Below are 21800 nucleotides of genomic sequence, written 5' to 3'. Positions count from 1 at the left end.
CCCCTGTCGATAACTTGGCGAACTGCCTCTTCTTTGAATTCAGCTGTGTATTTGGCTCTTTGCATTTGCATTTCTCCCATTCAGATTTTGACAACAATATTTGTCTACTGAATTGGGGGAATGCCAGATGCAATCTATTCAAAGCACTCTTCCCCTCCATGCAAAATAATGCAATAACTCTGTATGCCTCCAATAGCTTCTTAATTTCTAGTAATTCAAACGTAGTAGCTTCAAATCCACCAAGTAGCTGTGTGCCGTATTTCAGTATTGCAAATTCTTTAACGCATGTTCCTTGACCCACAATATAAATGTGAGTGATAGGGTTCTTGCTTTTGTAGTTAAAGAACAGTCCCTCTGCTGGCCTGGATTCCCTAACAGCAAAAAGGTTGTCAAATACATCTGCTACAGAGGCGTTCTCTTTTCTGGCGTGAAACAACTTACCTTTTTTCACTGCAAACGTCTTTTTCAAATCAGTGCGAGTTAAATTTTGATTTGTGCTGAAAAGAATAAGCGTGATCGGTCTTTCAACTGGGTTTGTAGTCTCATCCAATTTGGTGAACTTTTTAATTGCTACTGTATTTTTTGTCATTTTGAGTTTCCTAGATTGATTTATTGGTAGCGATAGCCCTCAAGCTCGGTTTGCTTGACAAACCAGAACTTGTTTTCAGTGCTAGAACGAAGACATTGATGAATTTCATCGCGTTGGCTCAAACTCAATTTATTGCGCACAATAAAAGCGTCATGGATCAATGCAATTGGCTTGATACCCTGCTGCGACAATCTATCTATTGCTATCTGCATGAGTTGCGCTTCAGCATGTTGATATAGAAATGCCACAGCTTTGCTCTTGCTTGGCTTGATGTTTCTTGTGATCAAGGGTCCGTAGTAAAGCATGGGGGCTTGATTTCTCATGTTCTCAGCTATGTAGTTGTCCAAGATGCTTTGCTCCTTCAGGAATTGCTGAATCACTGGAGAATTCAAAAATGCAGCTCGTTGCACACCATTTTTGATGATCTTGACCAAGGCAGGATTTGTCCAACCACCGTCATTTGCTGTCCACCCAACACCTTTTGCGCGAGCTCCAAAGCTGATGGCAGTAAGTGCTTCTTTGATGAGTTTTTCCTGATACTCCGCAGACAATTTTGTTTGCTTTGCAAACATTTCTCTGCGAACATCACGCATGAAGTCCGCACGATCTTCTAAGTACAAGATGGATGCCCAAAACAACTTTCGGCATTCCTGGGTGGGATACAGCTGATCAGTCAGCTCTTGTGCAAACGTCATCTTCCATGTCACCACACTGGATCTGATATCGTATTCCCAGCAGTCACCCAACATTGCCCTACGCAGTTCTTTGTTGACGCTTTGTACGCTCAAACCAGAGTAATAGGTGCGACCAAAAGCACTCAGCTTTTTTCGCTGAGGAAACCAGCCACCTGTGTGCCTGGCCACACTCAATATCACTTGGGCCTGCTCGGTATACATACGAGTTCGACCTGGAGATATCATGTTGGCACCTTTATGTAACCAAGCCACATAGGCCTCCAAAGAGGCAATGTCAACAGGAGCTATGTCAAATACTTGAATTCTTTGAGAATGTTTCAAGTAGCTGAAGTAGTCTGGGTACAGTGCAGAAAACACATCACTGTTTCGTTGTGCATCTGCACATAACACTGAGCTCAACTGCTGGGCAGTTGTTACGGTAGCTAGGGCCTGCTGCACTGCAGTTGTAGTGTGATCAATGCTCACCAATTCCGTGAGCTTGATCATGCTTACTCGTCCAGTTAGATTGCTGCCTTTTTCAACAGTTTCAATCAAGTCAAGTTGGTTGTCGGCAAGCCACTTATGTAGCCGTACTTTGTCATAGCCAATGTGTGGGCCTTTGTGAACCAAAGTTGAAACAGGTATGGAATAGCAATTCAACAGCCGCTCGTAGTTGGTTTGTCCCCGAAGTTGCGCCCTGAACAACAGGTCTTCCAGCAGGGCTTTGTATTTGTTCAGCGCTTTGGCAGCTGCAGTGCGCGGAGTGGGAAAACTCCCCTGCAGAGCTTCAAGCACTACAGGATCTATGGTGATGGTCAGCATGTTTGGCCTCTTTTGTGTATTTACGGACACAGGCGATTGCTGGAACTCAAAAAGTTACACTCTTATAGTATTGAAGCTTCGCTTCCAGAAAAACCCCGACATCAATCCCGCATGTGAGAGAGGCGAAGCAAGCCCGATCCCTCTCGACCTCGTGATCTTTTTTTTCAGTGATTTTTTTGGCCGGTTGCTTGGTGACAACAAGTGTGTAGCTGATTGAGCGTCCAGAATCTGGACGCTGGTGGTGTGCCAGCGTCCCTGCCCTGTCAGGCTTGCTCAAGCCTTTCTGCGTCATTGGCTGCAAGTGCACCAAAGCCAATGCTGCGTTCCAGCCCCTGAACTGTTGCACTGAGATCTGGGATGCTCACATCCATGCGCTCAGCAATTGAAGCCAACAACTGCTGCTCATACGCTTGGTCAAACACATTGCCCTGAGCCACTCGGAAGCTGCCTGTTTCGCTGTTGCGCAAAGTGACAAAGAACACAAAGGTGCCCTTTTGATAGCGAGGATCAGGCTTGGCACTGGTGGTGGATTTGGGTTTATCTGCCTTGGGATCTGGCAGCACCCAATCTGTTACCTCTCCTGCGTAGTCCAGTTCCTTGTGGGAGTCATGCGCCATGGCCGCAAACAGTCGAGTAATCAGCTGTGTGCGGGTGGTTTTTTCCATGGCCTTGGCTTCGGCCAGCTCCTTGGCAGTGGACTGCTCTTCAGCCTCGTGATCAAACACAGTGTCAACTACGCCGCCCACCCCACCATGGTCAGCCAAGAAGCTGGCAAAACCTGTCACAGGGATATCCAGGGCACGGGCTTTTTCCATGGCAATGGTGTAGTTGTTGCGTGTCTGACGACTCAGGTTGGCAAACACATAACGCACAACCACTGCGTCTATGCTGGCGTTGCTGGCCACACCCTGACTGTCGCGCAACTGGATTTTGCGGATGAGTTCTTTTCGGATATCGTTTTTCTGCACAGAACTCTCAACTTGGCGTGTAAAGCCATAGGTCTCCTGCAGCATCTCCCAAAGCGCCTGATCAGTGCGGTCCAGCAAGTCAACTCGCAGTTTTTGGTAGCTCTGGGCCAGTTGGTCTGCTGTGCCCACTGCCCGCTCCACGCTGGGTGCAACGGCAGTGCTGCCAGCTCCGGCCTTGCCCAGGCCAAATTTGGGTCTAAACACATTGCTCACAGCAGGTGTGGCACCCGTGGGGTTCATCACAGCTGCAAATTCAGCAGCGGGTGACGCAGGGGTTTGTTTGGTAGAAATAGTCATCTCTAAGCTCCAGGTTCATGGTTAAGTGAACACTGCAAGAGGCTCTTGCAGCGATTGCTACAACTTTTTTTGTGTTTGTTGGAGCAATGGAACGGATTAAAAACTTGGACGTGCCGCCAAGTCCTTGTTTAAAATGACCACGTAGGCATTTCAAACAAGGTTTTTTTTGCAAAAACTAGTAAAAAATGGCAAAAACATAGGCGAACAGCATCGCCTTGAACATGGTCTGCCAGACGATGAGCACCAGCTTTTTTTCGATTACCTACAAATTAGCCCAAGCTACCAACTAGCACACAGGCTAAAGACAACTCAACACGATTTAGATCAAGAACCATCTCACGTTTCAAATTGGAATGAAGTCACAAAGACTTATGCAATTTGCGGTAACGTTTTTTCTGTCACATTTCTTCAATGGTGGGAGTTGAATGGCAGATTGGCGTTTTATCAACAGCAAGAGGATGGGACTTATTTGCCACAAGGGCCTTTAAAGCTTGAGGTGAATAAATTAAACACAATGACCCTGATAAAAGGGCCAATTCTTGTTTGCTTCAAAGCTATCGATGAACGGTCAACAATTGTGGAAAGAAACCGTGTGGAAAACTGGCGTCTTGGTGTTGAATGCAACATACCCAGCAAATGGACAAAAGTTTTAAAGAAAAACAGTAAAAAAACTCTCGACAATTTAGAAGCAAGAACTGCACTTGGCGTCTTGGTGAGCAAGAAATTAAAAGAAGCGCTCTACATCGCAGAAAATGCAGCAAGAGGAATTTTTCCCTCAAACGCAAAAATAAGTACTGGACTTGTATTTGATGGCGATGAAATTTATCGAATAGAGAAAAATAATACCGCTTTATATTTCGCAGAAATTAAAATTAGAAATAATGCTGGACTTGGGCATCATCTGACTTCAGCAGTGAAAAAATATCAACGGAAACAAGCTAGCAATAAAAAAATTGAGCAAGAAATTGAGCGTCAAGTTCAAATTAGACTTCAAACCAACTCATTTAATTAGTATCAGCATTACACATTGAATTTGTTTTGTCGCAAAAATACGAGTTGAGCTTCGTGATTTTTTTCTTTAATAGTTCAATACTCACTGGGCAGCATGATCACCCAGTGCTCAGAGTCCCAGCATGCATACAAATCAATGTGTGCCAAAGGCAAGTCCGTGTAGGGTATCTCCTGTCTTGCCAGCTCTGTTCCATTGCCATCTTCATACACCATCACTGCACTTGTTCGTTTCACAGTGGTCTTGATCACCACAAACCAGTTCGCAGTCCCAATTTCTGACAGATGACTTGCGATGGCATCCATCAACCAAAAACAAGCTGCTTGTTCGGCCAAGAAATGTGTGCCGTCAGTTAACAAATGTCTGCGGCTAATTCTGTAATACTGGGCAGTGCCAGTGAATTGGCCAAGCTGGCTGCTATCAAATTGCTTCATCTGTAGTTCCTTTTTGTATGACTACAGTGTGTTTTCAGATCATGATTTGGGCGACCTGAAACCCGATGCATTGGCGGGTCAAGTCATTGCTTTGCTGCATAGATCTTGGTGCGTATCTGTGACCTCAGAATGCATCGAAGTTCGTGGCGCAGATCCCACACCACTACTAACACTACCCTGCTCTAGCGCTTGTGCAGCGTCCAGACTCTGGACACTTGCTCCTTGTTGTACGGCGCATAAAACAGCTTGTGTGCTGAGATCTTCTTATCCAGCTGCATTGACTGCTGCTCAGAGCATTCAGCGCTTGTAGGGCTTTTGTTCGGTCACAACCGCCGTTATCCACAGCCGTGCTTCGTTATCCACACAAAATCTATGAAAACTCTGCTTTTCCATGATTTTGCTGTTTGAGCATTGAAATCATTGATGATTTTTTTCGTGGAAAAGTTATCCACAGCCAGCTCCTTTCACCCTACTCGCACCCAAGAAACCCATCACATTGGCGGGTTTCAGGTCGACCGAATTAATCTATGAAAACACAATAGAACTAACGAAATTGCAAGATTTGGAGAATACAAAATGGCACAAGCAAAAACACTCACTGCCACAGAAATTGAGCATCTGCTGAACTACATCAATACACGCAAGTACGCAGCTCGCAACAGATCAATGATGCTGCTAACGCACTGGGCAGGCTTACGCATTGGTGAAGTTGCTTGTTTGCGCTGGTGTGATGTCACAAACAGCGATGGGCAAGTGAAAGATGAGATCCGCTTGTTGCCTGATATGACCAAAGGGCGACATGCTCGTACTGTGTTTGTCAGCACAAAACTAAAAGCTGAGTTGCAAGCGTATGCAGAACAGGCCAAGTGTGTGGATCGCAGCTACCCATTCTTTGCAAGCCAGAAAAGTATTCGAGCAGGCTTTAGTGCAAACAGTTTGGCACAGACTTTTGCCCTGCTCTATGCGGGCGCTGGACTTGAGGGCGCAAGCAGTCACAGCGGACGCAGAACGTTCCTCACAAACCTTGCCAACAAAGGCACAGCAATTCACTTGCTCAAAACGCTAGCTGGACACCGCAGCATCCAAACCACTGCAGCATATCTGTACAGCAGTCCTTCACAACTGCGTGCAGTTGTTGAGTTGGTTTGAATAAAGATAGGCTCGCATTGTTTACATCAACATTGCTTTCAATCTCAGTTCAAATTACGATCCGGCATAATTACTAACTCAGGAAAAATAACCAACAAAAACATTACGATAAACCGCATAGTCATGAAGTAAATGACGCAACGAGTGACAACATCCTTTCATCTGTGACTGGTCACCTGGCTTTTGCTACATTGATTAATCGAATGTCCAAAATGCATTCGTTGACAAGCCTAATCACGCGTGTTTTAGGAAATTTTTTACCAGTGTCCAATACAAATATCAGGTAAAGCCAATCGCTCCAAACTCAGGAAAATCAAGAAATTTTTCAGGCCTGCCCCTAGCCGTCAAAGTGATTGAGCGCAGGGACTCTGGATTTCGGTGAACACTTTATCTGCATGAGAAAATGCAAAGGTACAGCATAGACTACTGGCGAAATTGCAACAATTACGTAAGGACATTGAACGCCTGAGAAAAGTTCTAAGCGTACTTCAAATTGGCAAAATCAATACCGAAAATCAATCCTTGTCGGTAGTAGTCTAAGAGGTAAAAGTCTCAGCTTAACTGTCGTGCGATCGCCTGCAACTGAGGTCCAATGTCTCTGCGTAACCAGTCCTCGTCAATATCGCGTCCCTGAATCGAAAAATTCAACGCAGCTGGTTCTCCTCGATTGATGGCGCCCAAAGGCACAGCCACAGCCTGTACATCGGCAAAGATTTCCCCCATTGCTACACATGAACCATAACGAGAGAATTGCTGGATATTCTCAATGAGCCGTATGCCATGTCGGCTCCATTCAGAAGGAGATTTGACTTGCAATTGGTTAATTAGCGCCTCGCGCTCGCTTTGACGGCAAGACATGAGAAGTGCACGCCCTACTGCAGTCCCCGCTAATGAGAGGCTGGATCCCACTTCGATTGGGTAAACACGCTTACTCCACGCCCTGACCACTTCGATGTACACAACTGTGAGGCGATCACGAATGCCGATAGCCACAGTTCCACCAGTAGAGTCGGCCAAGTCCAACATAAGCGGACGCGCCTGACGACGCAACGAGTTGAATTGGCTCAGCAGTGGGTGACCAAGCGAGAGCACTGCAGAGCCAAGTTGATACTTACCATAATGACCAGCCGAAGCCAGATAACCCATACATGTAAGGGTGTAGGTCAGGCGAGAGATCGTAGCGGTCGGTAGTTGCATAAGCCCGGCCAAGTCTTTATTGCCAAGCACAGGTTGCTCAGCCGAAAAACAGCGCAGCAATTCCATCCCTCGGGCTAGCGTGGTGGCGAATTGACGGTCACCCTCGTGTTCCTTCAAGGTATGGGGCGTTCGACGTGGGGTTACCCCGTAGATTGAATTCGACATAGTGGAACATGTTTCAACATATCGAAACATTATAAATGACCGAGGTCAATTTTTCCTAGACTGTTATGAATGCAGGTTACAGACCTAGCTCAAATCACCAAGGAGAACTTTGATGAACGTCAACGATTTGCCAGTCCATGAGATTCCAGCCTTGAGTGGTAACAACGCGCCAGTCAACAGAGAAGATATTTTCACTGAGATGGAGATCATCGGTAAGGTGCCCACCGACCTCAATGGAATGTATGTTCGCAATGGGCCCAACGCTTACTACCCGCCCGACTGGCGCTACCACGCATATGACGGCGACGGCATGTTGCACGCGGTGCGCTTTGACAAAGGTTTCGTCACTTATCGCAATCGCTGGGTCGAGACCCGCGCGCTTAAAGAAGAAAAGGCCGCTGGCCAGGCTCTGTGGAAGGGTCTCAAGGAGGCATGGCGCCTGGACCGGCCTGAGGAACCGCTCAAGAACACATCCAATACCGATGTGAAGTACCACGCGGGTCGTTTGATAACCATGTGGTATCGCTCGGGCATGCCCTATGCAGTGGACCCACAAACTTTGCAAACTCTAGGCACCGCCGACTACAACGGTGCCATCCAGCGGATATCAGCCCATTCACGGCCCGACGAACACACAGGCGAGTTGCTGTTTTTCGACTATGCGCTCACCCCTCCTTACATGCAGTACGGAGTTATTGGTCCCGACCGCAAACTACGCCACCATATCCATGTCGATTTGCCCGGTCCCAGCTTACCGCACGACATGGCATTGACCGAGCGCTACACCATCTTGCACGACTTCCCCTTACGCCCAGACCCCGAGGCGCTGGCTGCTGGACGGTATAAAGTCAAGTTCTTTGCTGACCAACTCTCTCGCTTTGGCATCGTGCCACGCTATGGCCAAGCACATGAAGTGCGATGGTTCAATGCAAAACCTACATACTTGCTGCACGTGGTCAATGCATGGGAAGAAGGTGATGAAGTGGTTATGGTGGGCACGCCATACCGCATCCACACCGACAATCAAGGTCGCCCCGATGCAAGTCGTTTAGAGCATACTATTCATTTGCGCCAACGCGACTTTTTACTCTACGAATGGCGATTTAATCTGCACACTGGACAAACCAACGAGCGTGTAATCGACGATGTGCTCAACACCGAGTTTCCAGTCATCAACAGCCTCTACCAAGGACGCCCTAACCGCTGGACCTACAACGTACTCTTTCCCCAGGGCGGGCGCGAAGAGCCGCGCTTCCCGGGTCTAGTTAAGTACGACCTGCACTCGGGCGGATACATAGCCTACAGCGCAGGACCTAACTATTTCTACAACGAGCCAGGCTTTGCACCGCGCGACAACGCTGTCGAGGAAGACGACGGCTACCTGGTCACGTTGGTGTGGAACCCTGTCGAATTGCGCTCAGAAATTCAAATCTTTGACGCCAAGGGTGCACGCATGGCAGAAGGACCTTTGGCACGTGTGATCCTGCCGCGCCGAGTGCCACACGGGTTTCATGCGACCTTTGTGAGTCAGGCCACGCTTGATCGCTGGAAATGACAGCATGATTTTGGTACCACAAGAAAAAATAGACGAATACACACGCCAAGGCTGGTGGGGCGAGCTTACGATCGGCGAGTTATTTCTGAAACAGGCCGAGCGCTTAGGCAACAATCTGGCTGTGGCCGACCCACCCAACCGCCCACAAATCACAGGAGATGCACCTCTGCGATGGACTTGGCAAGAGCTTCAAACCGAAGTGGGTCGCTATGCCGCGTTTTTGCATGATCAGGGCTTGCGAAAAGACGACGTGCTTGTCATGCAGTTACCCAACTGTGTGGAAATGCATGCGCTCTACATCGCCTGCGCTTTGCTGGGCGTGGTGATGACGCCAGTGCCAATGCAGTACCGAGCGCACGAGCTTTCGCATGTAGTGACCACAACTCAAGCACGTCTGGCAATCACCACCGCCAAGGTGGGACACTACAAATCGGCCGAGCAATGGGCCAAACACGCTCACCTGTTTAGCAGTGTGCAAAAAATTTGGTCCTTTGGGCAAGAGCTTCCTGCCTGCTGCGGCAACTTAAGCAGCGCGCTAGCTACCTTCGCAGTATGGGATTCTGCGACTCTGCGAGCACACATGCAGGTAATTGGCCTGACAGCACACGATGTGCTTACTATCTGCTGGACTTCAGGAACTGAGGCGCAACCCAAGGGCGTGCCGCGTAATCACAACGAGTGGATGATTATTGGCCAGTCGGTCATGGACGCTGGGCAGATGAAGCCGGGCACGCAAATGCTTATTCCCTTCCCCTTTGTCAACATGGCTGGTGTTTCTACCAGCCTTGTGGCTTGGCTGATGTGCGGCGGCGGCTTGCACCAACACCACCCGTTTGACCTAGAAGTCTTCATCCAACAACTCAAAGAACAACCAATCGACTACAGCGTTGCTGCACCGGCTGTGCTCAACCAGTTGCTCAAACAACCCGAGAAGCTTGCGGGCGTGGATTTCAGCCGCTTGAGGCGCTTGGGCTCAGGAGGAGGTCCATTGTCTGAATGGCTGATGGAAGAAATGTTCAACAAATTTGGCATCGAGGTTGTGAACTACTTCGGATCCAATGAAGGGGCTTCCATGGCCTCCTCACCCGCCGACATGCCCAACCGCACTCAGCGCGCCCAGTTCTTTCCGCGCGTGGGGGTGCCGGGCTACGAATGGACGCTCAGCAACTCGCGAAAGATCTCCACCCGCTTAGTGAACCTGGACACTGGCAAAGATATCACCACCCCCGGGGTGGTAGGCGAACTACGCTTCAAGGGGCCGACGATTTTCAGCGGTTACTATCGCTCGCCACATTTGACCGCCCGTGCCTTTGATGACAAGGGTTACTACCGCACCGGCGATTTGTTCGAAATTACCGGCGAGTGCCATCAGTTCTACCGCTTTGCAGGGCGACACAAAGATATCGTGATCCGGGGCGGAATGAACATATCCTCCGAAGAGGTGGAAAACCTTTTACTTGCTCACCCCAGAGTACGCGAAAGCGCAGTAATTGGCTGCCCCGACCCGGTGCTAGGCGAAAAGGTATGCGCCGTGGTGGTGACACAGCCCGGCCAAACAGTCAGCCTCGAAGAGTTGGTGTACCACCTGCGCTATGTGGAAGAAGTTGCGTCTTACAAATGGCCCGAGCAACTGATCGTGATCGACGAGCTGCCGCGCAATGCTGTGGGCAAAGTCCTCAAACGTGAATTGCGCGAACGCTTCTTTCCAAGGAACGCCACTTTAGCAGGCGAATCAATATGAAGCCTGTATTTTTATTGGTACCTGGCATGCTCAACGACTCGCGAGTGTGGCACGAAGTGGCCATAGGCATGCAAGACAATGTGCAAGTGCGCATCGCTCAAGTGCAAACCCAAGCAACAATTGCAGATATGGCGCGCGATGCCTGGACTATGCTCGATGACGTCTCGCCTGATGTGCCAATATACCTTGCTGGGTTTTCGATGGGTGGTTACGTAGCCATGAATATGCTTGCCCATCCCAAACGTGCCTTGCATGGGTTGGCCTTGTTGGACACCGCAGGTGGTATCGAAACCGACGAGAGTCGTGTGCAGCGTGAAAAAACAATACGCGCCATGGAGATTGACTTCGACAAAACCTTGCACGGGCTAATGAAGTGGAACTGCCATGAACCCGGCGAAGAGCTGCTCGATCGCATGCGCCAGATGATGCAAGACGTCGGCTTTGAAGTGGCCGTGCGCCAAATGCGCGCTATCAGCGCCCGCCAGGGTCACCGATCAGTACTCGAGCAACTGCGCATACCAGTGCAGATATTGTGTGGAGAAAACGACCGCGTAACTCCACCCGCACGCTCACAAGAGCTCGCCCAATGGATTCCGGGCGCCCGCTTGCAATTGGTGCCGGGGGCTGGTCACATGCTGCCCATGGAGCAGCCGCAAGCGGTACTTAAAGCTCTGCTGGCGTTGATGGATTTTTAAATTTTTTGACAGGAGACAAAACATGATAAAAGTGATGAAACGCTATTGGGTCTTAGCATGTGCCGGACTAAGCACCGCCCTCTGCCTGCAAGCTCAAACCTACCCTGACCGTCCGGTGCGCGTTGTGGTGCCGTTTGCGGCTGGTAACACGCTCGACACTGCTTTGCGTCAACTTGGGGAGGAGTTCAAGAAAGAAACAGGACAAGCCATCATCGTGGATGCTAAGCCCGGTGGCTCGGGCATCATCGCCGCACAAACCGTTATGCAATCACCGCCCGATGGCTATACCTTGCTGCTAAGTAACACCAGTATGCTGACCATCAATCCATATACTTTCAGCAAACTACCTTACGACACCGAGAAAAGCTTCAAGCATGTCACTGGTTTTCTAGGTGCCTCGATGGTTCTGGCGGTCAATTCTGCACAAGTGCCAGCCAATACGCTGAAAGAATTTGTCAGCTGGGCCAAAACTCAACCTGGCAAGGTGTCCTACGCATCATTCACAGCAGGCAACTCCTCACATTTCGCGGGCGTCATACTTAACCAGCGCGCAGGGCTGGACATGGTGCATGTGCCGTTCAATGGCACACCGCCCGCAGTCCAAAACCTGGTCGGCGGTCAGGTGCAGGCTGCCTTCTTACCCATGCTTTCGGTAAAGCCGCACTTAGATTCGGGCAAGGTCAAGGTGCTGGCAATTACCACGCCTCAGCGCTCGCCGATGATTCCCACTGTGCCCACCTTCACAGAAGAAGGCTACCCAGACATGCAAATTTTCATCTGGTCGGGTCTGTCGGCACCCGCAGGCACGCCAGATGCCTTGGTGCAGCGAATTCAGACTGTTTTTGCAAAGACTCTTAAGTCGGAGGCTGTCATCGAGAAGTGGCGCCCAGTGGACTTTCAGCCCCTACCTTTTAGCTCAGACGAATACATCAAATTCATTCGCGCCGATGCCAAACGCTGGCAAGAGGCGGTGAAGATTTCCGGCTTCAAGGCCAGCGAGTAAGGATGAACATGTTTTCGCGCATGTCTTCTTTGCGAATACCCGTGGTGGCTGCGCCTATGTTCCTCATCTCCGGCCCCGAGTTGGTAGTGGCGGCATGCGCGGCGGGCGTGGTGGGCGCTTTTCCCACACCAAACGCGCGCCCAATAGAAGTCCTCGACGAATGGATGCAGCGGATAACAGATGGACTTACACAAGCTCGTGAGACTCACGGCTCCGAAAACGTTGCCCCATGGTGTGCCAATTTAGTCACGCACTCTTCAAACACGCGCCTAGCGGATGACTTGGCGCTGATAGCGCGCTATCAGCCGCCGATTGTGGTAACGGCGCTAGGAAGCCCAAAGCCGGTCATTCAGGTGGTGCACAGTTATGGCGGGCAGGTAATTGCAGATGTCACAAACCTCACTTTGGCGCGCAAGGCTGTGGCCGCCGGTGCAGACGGATTGGCCTGCATTTGCGCTGGCGCTGGTGGACACACAGGCAGCCTTTCGCCTTTTGCCTTTGTAAGTGCTGTTCGCGAATTTTTTGACGGCACCGTTATTGTGGGTGGCGGCATTAGCGACGGATGGGGCGTGGCAGGGGCCATTGCCTGCGGTGCTGACCTGGTCTACATGGGAACCCGATTTATTTCGACCTTCGAGAGCCGGGCGAACGCCGACTACAAGCAAATGTTGGTCGATTGCAATGCCGACGACCTGCTTATAAGTGCCGCCCTTACCGGCACCCCCGCGAGCTGGTTGAAGCCCTCGCTGCTGGCCGCCGGGCTAGACCCCGAGAACATGCCCGTCACGCCGAATCGCAGCTATGACAGCAATACCGCTTTATCTGCCAAACGCTGGCTAGATGTGTGGGCAGCCGGCCAAGGTCTGGGGACCATCAAACAGGTCGAGTCGGTCGCCGATGTGGTTGAGCGTTTGACAAAGGAATATGCTGATGCGTGCCAACGTCTGACCGCGCGGACAACAAACTTACCAATCCTCTAAAGACGAAAAGAGCCATGCACATCGATCTTGTAAATACCGTTCAACCCACGCTGGTGCACGGTCAGCACCCCTTCATGACAGGGCCCTTTACACCCAATTACCAAGAGGTCAACGCCACTGACCTTGAGGTCATAGGCGAAATCCCCAAGCGACTGAATGGGGTCTACTTGCGTAATACACAAAACCCGGTGCACCAACCATTGGGCACCTACCACCCGTTTGACGGCGACGGCATGCTGCACCTGATGAGCTTTGAAAAAGGTCGATGCGAATACCGCAATCGTTTCACGCGAACCAAGGCCTTCCTGGAAGAGCAAGCAGCTGGCCATGCGCTTTATGCAGGCCTGATTGACAAACCCAGCATATCCCAACGCCCGGGCTGGGGCGCAAGAGGTGGTTTGCGCGACAGCGCGGCGACTGACGTAATTGTTCATGCAGGTAAGGCGTTGGCCACTTTTTATCAGTGCGGGGAACCATACCGCCTAGATGCCCGCACTTTAGAGTTAGAAGGCGTGGCCGATTGGGGCGCTCAGATCATGGCAGACGGTGGTATCTCTGCACACCCCAAGGTGTGTCCACGTACAGGAGATCTGTTGTTCTTCAACTACTCAAAGCATGCACCCTTCATGCACTACGGTGAGGTGGACAGCAAAAACCGACTGGTTCACTATGTACCTGTGCCGCTGCCTGGACCACGACTTCCGCACGACATGATGTTCACCGAGAACTATTCCGTATTAGACGACTTTCCATTGCATTGGGATGAGTCTTTGCTTGGTGAGGGAAAGCACAAGCTCAGCTATTTTCCAAATCAGCCCTCACGATTTGCTGTTGTGCCCCGACGTCATGCCTCCAAGGCCATTCAAGATCAGGGTATCAGATGGTTCGAAGCCACCCCGACTTATGTGCTCCACTGGCTAAACGCCTGGGAAGAAGGCGACGAGATCGTGATGCATGGCTATCATCAGAAAACACCTATGCCGCCCAAAGGATATGACAACAAAGGCAACACGCTTGGCCCCGAGCGATACGGGCCCACGATCTACGAGTGGCGTCTAAATCTTCGTACCGGCCATACCCATGAGCGTCGTCTAGATGAGCGCTACATGGAGTTTGGCATGATCAATGCCAATTACTGGAGCCATCCCTACCGCTACAGCTACAACATGATCGCACACCCCAATTCCTTCTTGTTCGACGGCATTCTTCGCTATGACCATACATCTGGCCAGTCACAGCAATACATGTTTGGAGAAGGCCGCTTTGGTAGCGAATCGCCCATGGCCCCATGCCACGATAGTCAAGCCGAAGACGATGGCTATGTGGTGAGCTTCATCACAGACATGAACACCAACCGCTCTGAATGCATGGTTCTGGATGCTCGTTGCATCGAAGCAGGACCAGTGGCTCGAATACTCTTGCCTCACCGCATCAGCAGTGGCACACATTCTTGCTGGGCCGATGCCCGTGAAATCTCCACCAATTGGCCCGGTTTAACTTGAGAAATTACTTAGGAGAATAATATGCAACAACCTGTTTACGTCCTTGGGGGCTTTCAAACCGACTTCGCCAAAGCCTGGGCGCGTAACGGCCAGGACATTTCTGACATGACCCGTGAAGCTACGCTAGGTGCCCTTCATGCCTGCAAACTCGATCCCTCGGCCATCGAAAGCATCCATGTGGGCAACGCATTTGGCGAACTACAGAGGCAGCAGGCACACTTGGGCGCTATGGTCTCTCAGGTAGTGCCAGAGTTGTGGGGAGTGCCGGCCATGCGGCATGAAGGGGCCTGTGCATCTTCCTCTCTGGGCATCCTTGCGGCAATGGCCGAGATCGAGGCTGGCCGCTATGACTGCGTTTTAGTGCTGGGCGTGGAAGAGTTCAAGAACCTCTCTGGTAACGAAGCATCGGTCAATCAAAATGCCGCTTCCTGGCAAGGCCACGAGGGCTTTGACTGCACATACATGTGGCCGTCTGCCTTTGGCAAGGTGGCCATGGAATACGAACGGCGCTATGGCCTGGATCGCCGTCACCTTAATCGCATTGCCGAAATCAACTACAGCAACGCCAAGCGCAACCCTCTAGCGCAAACTCGTAAGTGGCAGTTTGACCCGTTGGCTTTCACCGACGACGATGAAGTCAACCCGGTCATTGAACCCGGCACACGCCGCCAGGATTGCGGGCAAATTACCGATGGAGCTTGTGCTGTTGTGCTGGCCTCAGCCCGTTTTGCACAGGCACATGCGCAACGCACCGGCGGGCAACTGCAAACCATGGCCCGCATCGCGGGCTGGGGCCATCGTAACGCAGGCATCCGCCTGCTCGACAAGTTCGAGCGCAGTGAGGGACAGACCTATGTGTTTCCGCATCTGCGGCAGACTCTTGAGGACGCGTGGCGAAGAGCCGGCGTGCAGGGTGTAAAAGCAATGGATGGCATCGAAACCCACGACTGCTTTACCACCACCGAATACGTTGCCATTGACCACCTCGGGCTGACCCCACCTGGCCAGAGTTGGCAGGCCGTTGAAGACGGTGTGATTGCACCTGGTGGCAGCTGCCCGATCAACATGAGTGGAGGGCTGATTGGTTGTGGTCACCCAGTGGGCGCTACCGGCAGCCGCATGCTTTTTGACGCAGCGCAGCAAGTGACGGACAAAGCAGGCGAATGCCAGATCGAAGGGGCACAGCGAATTCAAACCCTCAATATCGGCGGCTCATGCGCCACCGTTGTGAGCTTTGTGGTTGAGCGCGGTTAGGCTTTTATATTCTCGATGATTGAGGTGATTGGCTGTTTAGACTACACGACGAAACTGCGTCACTAAGTTAGGACAGGTATTCCAAGAGCACTGCAAATATTCCTGAAAATTTCATATGAGCGATTAAGCGGTTTAGGCAAAGTATGAAAGAACTTGAGAAGTGGTGAACTTCATTGCGCGCACTAAAGTTGATCGAATAGATAAGCAAGCATAGAGTTGACAGTGCTAAGTGATTTATGAAAACACACCTGCGGTATCTTGCAATTGATAACTGAGTTGAGCAAGATGATGAAAATCATCACCGAAATTTATATCTTGTTGAGTCAGTACTTTTAAATAATGGCTCATGATGTATTCATCGGTGATGCCAATTCCGCCATGTAATTGCACACCCTGCTGGCCGATAAAGCGCATGCTATGGCTCAGCTGCACTTTGGCTTGACTTGCTGCACGACTGCGTTCAAATGATGGACTTGTAAGCTTGAGGTTAACGAAATAGCTCATCGAGCGAGCCAATTCGAGCTGCATCTTCATGTCTGCAATTCGATGTCGCAAAGATTGAAAAGAAGAGAGTGGGACACCGAATTGCTTTCGCGTGTTCAGATACTCTGCCGTTAGCGCTAGCGTTTTATCCATAACCCCAACCGCATAGGAGCAGGTGTGGGCAATGCCTAAGTCAATTGCCAATTTAATCACAGCTTCACCGTCCAGCGTAAGTAACTCTGCAGGTGCGTTTTGCATCATCACATCAGCCGCACGCGAACCATCCTGACAACCATAACCTCGCACTGAAATTCCCGCCGTATCTCGTTGAACAAGGAACAAGGCAAGATTTCCATCAAGCTGTGCTGGAACGAGAAACGCGTCTGCGTGGTCACCGACGGAAACAATATTCTTTGTTCCACTCAACGTAAATCCAGCTGGACCCTTCAAAGCTTTTGCTTCACACTTGCGCCATTGATAACGCGCTCCGCGCTCTTGCAGAGCTAACACGATGAGTGCCTCACCACTGGCGACTTTAGGAAGCCAGGTTTGTTTTAAAATTTCTGACGCGAAGGCGTGTAAAAGCTGGCTGCAAAGCATGTTCTGCGACATTGGCTCGAGCGCTAAGCCTCGCCCGAGTTCTTCCATCACGATCATGCTCTCAACCGAGCCCAGACCCATGCCACCGTATGCCTCGGAGATTCGCAACCCAGTCAAACCCAGCCCAGCTAGCGTTGCATAAGCCTTACGATCAAAACCGCCGGTCTTCACGATCTGTTGTCGCAGCTGGAAAGTATAGCTCTTGTCGATGTAGCGACGCACCGCATCACGCAACGATTCATGATCTTCTGTGAAATTGAAATCCATCTTAGCCTACCCTTAGCCCAAAACAGTTTGCGCGATGATATTGCGCTGCACTTCATTGGACCCACCGTAAATCGTTGTCTTGCGCATATTGAAATAAGTGCCTGCAAGGGGAGCACAATGTAGCGCCCCGCCGGGGAAGTCACCCTGCCACCCTGCATCCATTGCCTCTTGAATCAGGGGCAGAGAATAAGCGCTACCAGCAAGCATCATGAGTTCAGCATAGCGCTGCTGTATCTCGCTACCACGCAGTTTTAAGAGTCCAGCGATGTCCAAAGATTGTTTGCCAGACGTTGCAGCAGATAGAACTCGCAGCACCAGCATCTCCAACGCGACAATGTCCACTTCTAAGAGTGCTATCTGATCTCTGAAACGCATGTCGTCCCACAAGCCCTCAAGCTTTGCGATTCGCTTCAAGCGCTCCAATTCACGCTTGGCACGATTGATGTCGGCAATATTGGTGCGTTCATGCGAAAGCAAATGCTTGGCGTAAGTCCACCCTTTGTTTTCTTCGCCAATCAGATTCTCAACAGGTACTTTGACGTTATCAAACCACACTTCATTGACCTCGCTCTCGCCTTCAATGAGCTTGATTGGACGAATGGAGATTCCCGGCGTTTTCAAATCAATTAAGAGAAATGAAATGCCAGTTTGCGGTTTCCCTTCACTGCTGGTGCGTACCAAGCAGAAAATCCAATCGCCGTATTGTGCGAGTGATGTCCAAGTCTTCTGGCCATTGACGATGTAGTCATTGCCTACGCGTTCCGCGCGGGTTTTGAGCGATGCCAAATCGGACCCTGCCCCGGGCTCGCTGTAACCTTGACTCCACCATACATCACCGCTGGCGATGCCGGGCAAAAAACGCTGCTGCTGCTCAGGAGAGCCATAGGCCATGATGACTGGCGCCACCATCACCGGCCCGAAGGGTACGATGCGCGGTGCTCCTGCCAAAGCGCATTCCTCTTCAAACAAATGTTTTTGTATGGCATTCCATCCAGGACCACCAAACTTTGATGGCCAACCATAGCCAAGCCAGCCCTTTTTACCCAAAATTTTCGCCCAAGCTTGCATATCGTCTCTCGAGAGCCTGAGCGCGTTGTGCACTTTGTGTGAAATATGTTTCGGTAAATTGGCATGCACCCACGCACGAATCTCTAGGCGAAATTGCTCTTCATCTTTGGTAAATGCTAAATCCATCGATACCTCTCACCATTGAAAACGATTAAATTGATCAATCGATGTAGCGCAAACCAGCATCAGCCAAAGAATCGCGCAGTTTGTACATATCTAGCCCCAAAATACCTGTGGCAAGCTTTGCGCGCTTCTCGATTTCGTTGGCTTCTCGCTTTTTCGCAACTTCTAAGGTCTTGTGCACAGTGGCTTTAGGTACAACCACCACGCCGTCATCGTCCGCGACGATAGCGTCACCTGGTTGCACCAGCATGCCTGCGCAGACCACTGGAATATTGACTGAACCCAGTGTTTCTTTAACTGTGCCTTTGCTGCTGATTGCACGACTCCAGACGGGAAAATTCATTTCTTGCAAAGTCTTCACATCCCGACAACCTGCATCAATGATCAAAGCACGCGCGCCTCGAGCGCGAAAACTGGTTGCCAGTAAATCACCAAAGAAGCCGTCGGTATTCGGCGATGTGAGTGCTGCAACCACAATATCGCCATCTTTGATTTGCTCTGCCACAACATGCAGCATCCAGTTATCACCGGGATGCAATAAAACGGTAACGGCTGTGCCGCTGATTTGTGTGCCGGGGAAAATGGGGCGCATATAAGTATTCAGCAATCCAACGCGGCCTTGCGCTTCGTGCACAGTGGCTGAGCCAAATGACGCCAGTGCATCTGTGGCCTCGCGATCTGCTCGGATGATATTTCGATAAACAACGCCAAGTTCAAACATGATCAACGCCCTTCTTTTTTCAATCGTGCATCCAAGCGGCTGAACACTCGTCGTGCATTGGCTTCATAAATCTGATGGCGATCTTCGGCGCTCAACAATTTGCAAGCCTCGATATAGCGCTTGGTATCGTCAAACTGATGTCCTGTTTGTGGATCGATCGCGCGAACAGCGCCAATCATCTCGCTTGCAAAGAGCACATTCTTCACTGGGATGACGGTGTTAAGTAAATCAATGCCAGGTTGGTGATACACGCAGGTGTCGAAAAACACATTGTTGAGCAAATGCTCTTCCAACTGGGGCTTATTGAGCATATGAGCCAAACCGCGATAGCGCCCCCAATGGTAAGGAGCGGCGCCGCCGCCATGTGGAATCAGGAATTTCAACGTTGGAAAATCTTTGAACAGATTGCCTTCAACGAGTTGCATGAACGCGGTCGTGTCGGCATTGATGTAATGTGCGCCTGTGGTGTGAAAGCAAGCATTACAACTCGTGCTGACATGGATCATTGCAGGAATGTCATATTCAACCATTTTTTCATAAATCGGATACCAATGCCTATCAGTCAATGACGGCGAAGTCCAGTGGCCGCCAGATGGGTCAGGGTTCAAATTGATACCCACTGCACCATATTCAGTGATGCATTTTTCAAGTTCTGGAATACAAGTCACAGGATCAACGCCTGGGCTTTGGGGCAACATGGCAACTGGATAAAAATGCCCTGGAAAAAGTTTGGAAACGCGATAGCAAAGCTCATTGCATATTGCCGACCAAGCGCTAGAGATTTGAAAATCCCCAATATGATGCGCCATGAATGCAGCACGAGGGGAAAACAGCGTCATATCTGAGCCGCGCTCTTTCATGTTTTTCAGTTGATTGATTTCAATTGACTCTCGCAAATCATCATCGCTAATTTTCAGATCCGATTGTTTCGGCATTTGATCTGGATTTTTGATCGCGGCAACTTGTGCGTTACGCCAAGTTTCCATTGCTTTTGGCGCAGTGGTGTAGTGCCCGTGGCAGTCGATGATGAGACTCATGTGTTTCCTTTGATTGACGATGTGTTTGTGATAGTGCCGCACCATAAGGATGGTGGACAAATATGCAACAGGTTTAGAAAATGGTCTTCCAAGAGGCAAAACAAAGACCTGTTCCCGTCATAGCGCTACTTCGATAGGCGGGAAGGTATTTAACCCAATCCACATCCAAGTCTTTGGCCATTTCCGAGGTAACCAACCAATTGCGAATTTCTGAGCTGCCCGCTTGTAAATGCTTAGGATCAAGGCTCTCAAGCGCTACGTTGTCTTTGTCACGAAATGCTTGAATGATCTTGTGATCCAAATCTTCATCAACAACAAAGTGACTTAATCCACCCGAGGCAATCACACCCACTCGCAAATCTTGCGGCCAAAGTGCGATCAGTTCGCGCAGCGCTTTTCCTAGCGCGATGCATCGCTTTGGCGTGGGTTGATTGGGTGGGTCGAAAGTATTGAGAATGACTGGAATGATCGGTAGCGCTCTGTCTTTAAGTAGGCGGCGGTGTACGAATTGAAACGCATGCCCCTCCGATTGACCACGTTCCAAACCATCCATCGCAGCGATATCGAACTCACGATCACACAGCTGCCGTATCAACCACTGAGCTAAGTCGCTTTTAACGGGATATTCATGATCTACTTCCGGCTCGTGCCGCCACATTCGGGCCGACTTGACCCAAGCATCATTCGCTTGCGCAGGTTCACGCGCAGTATTACGGATCGTATCGCCATAAAAAATCGCGAAAGTAGGATTGTTGCTGGTACGAAAAAGTTCGGTTTGATCATCTCCAACTGTAATGAGTACATCAAGTTTGGCTGCATGAATTCTCTCGCGTAATTCATCCATGGCCTTTTGAGACTGATCATAAAGCTCACCCATTTTTTCAGGTGACGTCAATTCATCGGCATTAGCAGGTGCTGTTTTGAGTAAGGTATCGAAATCTGTTTTATTACCAGCTTTGTCATAGAGGTGAACATTTTTCGTGTCAATCAAGCGAAAGCCATGCTGCCAATCCTCACGACGGCTAACAAGCATGATGCTGTGAGATGAGCCAAATGCGGCAACAATTCGGGCCATGCGAATCAATCCTTCAAGATGAATGCCGGTACATTCTGACCATTGGCTGCAGCCTGAAAGACAACTTGCACCTTGGCACCGATGGCATATCTTGTTGTATCTGATGAAACCAGATTACTCATCATGGTGATGCCCTCATCCAGTGCAATGAAAGTAATCGTGTATTCATCATCGCCTTGACCCATTGTGCTAAAGCTGTAAATACTGCCTTGGCCTGATGATTCTCGCCACTCTGTGTCAGTACTCCAGCAATGCGGACACATGTCACGGGGATAATGGTGTGCCAACCCGCAACTCTTACAGTGTTTAATGAGTAATTTGCCTTCGTTGGCTGCTTGCCAATATGCGGCTGTTTCAGGGAGGATCATGGGATTAGAAACTTTGCGGACCAT

The 21800-nt window shown here is 50.2% G+C and carries 20 protein-coding genes; 9 read left to right on the top strand and 11 right to left on the bottom strand.

Features of this window, described 5'->3' with window-relative positions; translation table 11 throughout:
* The 3 genes from B9Z46_RS08985 to B9Z46_RS08970 all read right to left on the bottom strand — a co-directional run.
* On the bottom strand, positions 1-589 hold a 589-nt coding region (locus B9Z46_RS08985), incomplete at its 3' end, for a hypothetical protein (RefSeq protein WP_146179241.1).
* A 20-nt stretch (positions 590-609) separates the two neighbouring features.
* The gene (locus B9Z46_RS08980) at positions 610-2085 is read right to left on the bottom strand and encodes a hypothetical protein (protein ID WP_108255711.1); all 1476 of its coding nucleotides are present in this window, start codon (positions 2083-2085) and stop codon (positions 610-612) included.
* 263 nt (positions 2086-2348) lie between these two features.
* Entirely contained in the window at positions 2349-3350 is a 1002-nt protein-coding gene (locus B9Z46_RS08970; RefSeq protein WP_108255707.1) for a hypothetical protein, read from the bottom strand.
* Positions 3351-3516: 166 nt separating this feature from the next.
* Between B9Z46_RS08970 and B9Z46_RS08965 the strand changes: the two genes are divergently transcribed.
* Positions 3517-4362 (top strand): hypothetical protein, encoded by an 846-nt coding sequence (locus B9Z46_RS08965; RefSeq protein WP_108255705.1) that lies wholly within the window; start codon positions 3517-3519, stop codon positions 4360-4362.
* Between the two features lie 74 nt (positions 4363-4436).
* On the opposite strand, the gene B9Z46_RS08960 is transcribed toward B9Z46_RS08965, so the two are convergent.
* The gene (locus B9Z46_RS08960; RefSeq protein ID WP_108255703.1) at positions 4437-4793 is read right to left on the bottom strand and encodes a DUF6876 family protein; all 357 of its coding nucleotides are present in this window, start codon (positions 4791-4793) and stop codon (positions 4437-4439) included.
* A gap of 576 nt (positions 4794-5369) precedes the next feature.
* Between B9Z46_RS08960 and B9Z46_RS08955 the strand changes: the two genes are divergently transcribed.
* Positions 5370-5942 (top strand): site-specific integrase, encoded by a 573-nt coding sequence (locus tag B9Z46_RS08955; RefSeq protein ID WP_108255701.1) that lies wholly within the window; start codon positions 5370-5372, stop codon positions 5940-5942.
* Between the two features lie 552 nt (positions 5943-6494).
* Here B9Z46_RS08955 and B9Z46_RS08950 read toward each other — a convergent pair.
* Complete coding sequence (locus B9Z46_RS08950) at positions 6495-7304, bottom strand: IclR family transcriptional regulator (protein ID WP_255416926.1); 810 nt, start codon at positions 7302-7304, stop codon at positions 6495-6497.
* Between the two features lie 112 nt (positions 7305-7416).
* Between B9Z46_RS08950 and B9Z46_RS08945 the strand changes: the two genes are divergently transcribed.
* From B9Z46_RS08945 to B9Z46_RS08915, 7 genes are read left to right on the top strand one after another with little or no spacing between them, the layout of a single operon-like run.
* The gene (locus B9Z46_RS08945) at positions 7417-8859 is read left to right on the top strand and encodes a carotenoid oxygenase family protein (protein WP_108255697.1); all 1443 of its coding nucleotides are present in this window, start codon (positions 7417-7419) and stop codon (positions 8857-8859) included.
* Positions 8860-8863: 4 nt separating this feature from the next.
* Positions 8864-10600, top strand: coding sequence for a class I adenylate-forming enzyme family protein (locus B9Z46_RS08940; RefSeq protein ID WP_108255695.1), 1737 nt, complete (start codon positions 8864-8866; stop codon positions 10598-10600).
* Entirely contained in the window at positions 10597-11295 is a 699-nt protein-coding gene (locus B9Z46_RS08935) for an alpha/beta fold hydrolase (protein WP_108255693.1), read from the top strand. Before B9Z46_RS08940 ends, B9Z46_RS08935 begins: the two co-directional genes overlap by 4 nt.
* Positions 11296-11317: 22 nt before the next feature.
* Positions 11318-12298 (top strand): tripartite tricarboxylate transporter substrate binding protein, encoded by a 981-nt coding sequence (locus B9Z46_RS08930; RefSeq protein ID WP_233245957.1) that lies wholly within the window; start codon positions 11318-11320, stop codon positions 12296-12298.
* An 8-nt stretch (positions 12299-12306) separates the two neighbouring features.
* Positions 12307-13278: a nitronate monooxygenase family protein gene (locus B9Z46_RS08925; protein ID WP_233245956.1), complete on the top strand. Its 972-nt coding sequence runs from the start codon at positions 12307-12309 to the stop codon at positions 13276-13278.
* A 14-nt stretch (positions 13279-13292) separates the two neighbouring features.
* Positions 13293-14780, top strand: a complete 1488-nt coding sequence (locus B9Z46_RS08920) for a carotenoid oxygenase family protein (RefSeq protein ID WP_108255689.1) — start codon at positions 13293-13295, stop codon at positions 14778-14780.
* Between the two features lie 21 nt (positions 14781-14801).
* The gene (locus B9Z46_RS08915; protein WP_108255687.1) at positions 14802-16034 is read left to right on the top strand and encodes an acetyl-CoA acetyltransferase; all 1233 of its coding nucleotides are present in this window, start codon (positions 14802-14804) and stop codon (positions 16032-16034) included.
* Between the two features lie 234 nt (positions 16035-16268).
* On the opposite strand, the gene B9Z46_RS08910 is transcribed toward B9Z46_RS08915, so the two are convergent.
* From B9Z46_RS08910 to B9Z46_RS08885, 6 genes are all read right to left on the bottom strand, one after another.
* Entirely contained in the window at positions 16269-17384 is a 1116-nt protein-coding gene (locus B9Z46_RS08910) for an acyl-CoA dehydrogenase family protein (RefSeq protein ID WP_108255685.1), read from the bottom strand.
* A gap of 12 nt (positions 17385-17396) precedes the next feature.
* Positions 17397-18578 carry an acyl-CoA dehydrogenase family protein gene (locus tag B9Z46_RS08905; protein ID WP_108255683.1) on the bottom strand — a complete coding sequence of 394 codons (1182 nt, stop codon included), beginning with the start codon at positions 18576-18578 and terminating at the stop codon, positions 17397-17399.
* A 34-nt stretch (positions 18579-18612) separates the two neighbouring features.
* Entirely contained in the window at positions 18613-19296 is a 684-nt protein-coding gene (gene ligK / locus B9Z46_RS08900) for a 4-carboxy-4-hydroxy-2-oxoadipate aldolase/oxaloacetate decarboxylase (protein WP_108255681.1), read from the bottom strand.
* 2 nt (positions 19297-19298) lie between these two features.
* The gene (locus tag B9Z46_RS08895) at positions 19299-20333 is read right to left on the bottom strand and encodes an amidohydrolase family protein (protein ID WP_108255878.1); all 1035 of its coding nucleotides are present in this window, start codon (positions 20331-20333) and stop codon (positions 19299-19301) included.
* 73 nt (positions 20334-20406) lie between these two features.
* A complete protein-coding gene (locus tag B9Z46_RS08890) occupies positions 20407-21408 on the bottom strand; it encodes a protocatechuate 3,4-dioxygenase (protein ID WP_108255876.1) in 1002 nt (333 codons plus the stop codon).
* Positions 21409-21413: 5 nt separating this feature from the next.
* Positions 21414-21800 carry a Zn-ribbon domain-containing OB-fold protein gene (locus B9Z46_RS08885; RefSeq protein ID WP_108255679.1) on the bottom strand — a complete coding sequence of 129 codons (387 nt, stop codon included), beginning with the start codon at positions 21798-21800 and terminating at the stop codon, positions 21414-21416.

The organism is Limnohabitans sp. Hippo4, assembly GCF_003063605.1.
Lineage (GTDB): Bacteria > Pseudomonadota > Gammaproteobacteria > Burkholderiales > Burkholderiaceae_C > Limnohabitans_A.
Note: the sequence above shows the minus strand (reverse complement) of the source record. Positions and strands in the feature narration are given on the sequence as shown.

Excerpts from the sequence above, each read along its gene's own strand:
- B9Z46_RS08980 (WP_108255711.1), bottom strand. The coding sequence starts at position 2,085 with ATGCTGACCATCACCATAGATCCTGTAGTGCTTGAAGCTCTGCAGGGG.
- B9Z46_RS08970 (WP_108255707.1), bottom strand. The coding sequence starts at position 3,350 with ATGACTATTTCTACCAAACAAACCCCTGCGTCACCCGCTGCTGAATTT.
- B9Z46_RS08960 (WP_108255703.1), bottom strand. The coding sequence starts at position 4,793 with ATGAAGCAATTTGATAGCAGCCAGCTTGGCCAATTCACTGGCACTGCC.
- B9Z46_RS08955 (WP_108255701.1), top strand. The coding sequence starts at position 5,370 with ATGGCACAAGCAAAAACACTCACTGCCACAGAAATTGAGCATCTGCTG.
- B9Z46_RS08950 (WP_255416926.1), bottom strand. The coding sequence starts at position 7,304 with ATGTCGAATTCAATCTACGGGGTAACCCCACGTCGAACGCCCCATACC.
- B9Z46_RS08945 (WP_108255697.1), top strand. The coding sequence starts at position 7,417 with ATGAACGTCAACGATTTGCCAGTCCATGAGATTCCAGCCTTGAGTGGT.
- B9Z46_RS08940 (WP_108255695.1), top strand. The coding sequence starts at position 8,864 with ATGATTTTGGTACCACAAGAAAAAATAGACGAATACACACGCCAAGGC.
- B9Z46_RS08935 (WP_108255693.1), top strand. The coding sequence starts at position 10,597 with ATGAAGCCTGTATTTTTATTGGTACCTGGCATGCTCAACGACTCGCGA.
- B9Z46_RS08930 (WP_233245957.1), top strand. The coding sequence starts at position 11,318 with ATGATAAAAGTGATGAAACGCTATTGGGTCTTAGCATGTGCCGGACTA.
- B9Z46_RS08925 (WP_233245956.1), top strand. The coding sequence starts at position 12,307 with ATGTTTTCGCGCATGTCTTCTTTGCGAATACCCGTGGTGGCTGCGCCT.
- B9Z46_RS08920 (WP_108255689.1), top strand. The coding sequence starts at position 13,293 with ATGCACATCGATCTTGTAAATACCGTTCAACCCACGCTGGTGCACGGT.
- B9Z46_RS08915 (WP_108255687.1), top strand. The coding sequence starts at position 14,802 with ATGCAACAACCTGTTTACGTCCTTGGGGGCTTTCAAACCGACTTCGCC.
- B9Z46_RS08910 (WP_108255685.1), bottom strand. The coding sequence starts at position 17,384 with ATGGATTTCAATTTCACAGAAGATCATGAATCGTTGCGTGATGCGGTG.
- B9Z46_RS08905 (WP_108255683.1), bottom strand. The coding sequence starts at position 18,578 with ATGGATTTAGCATTTACCAAAGATGAAGAGCAATTTCGCCTAGAGATT.
- ligK (WP_108255681.1), bottom strand. The coding sequence starts at position 19,296 with ATGTTTGAACTTGGCGTTGTTTATCGAAATATCATCCGAGCAGATCGC.
- B9Z46_RS08895 (WP_108255878.1), bottom strand. The coding sequence starts at position 20,333 with ATGAGTCTCATCATCGACTGCCACGGGCACTACACCACTGCGCCAAAA.
- B9Z46_RS08890 (WP_108255876.1), bottom strand. The coding sequence starts at position 21,408 with ATGGCCCGAATTGTTGCCGCATTTGGCTCATCTCACAGCATCATGCTT.
- B9Z46_RS08885 (WP_108255679.1), bottom strand. The coding sequence starts at position 21,800 with ATGGTCCGCAAAGTTTCTAATCCCATGATCCTCCCTGAAACAGCCGCA.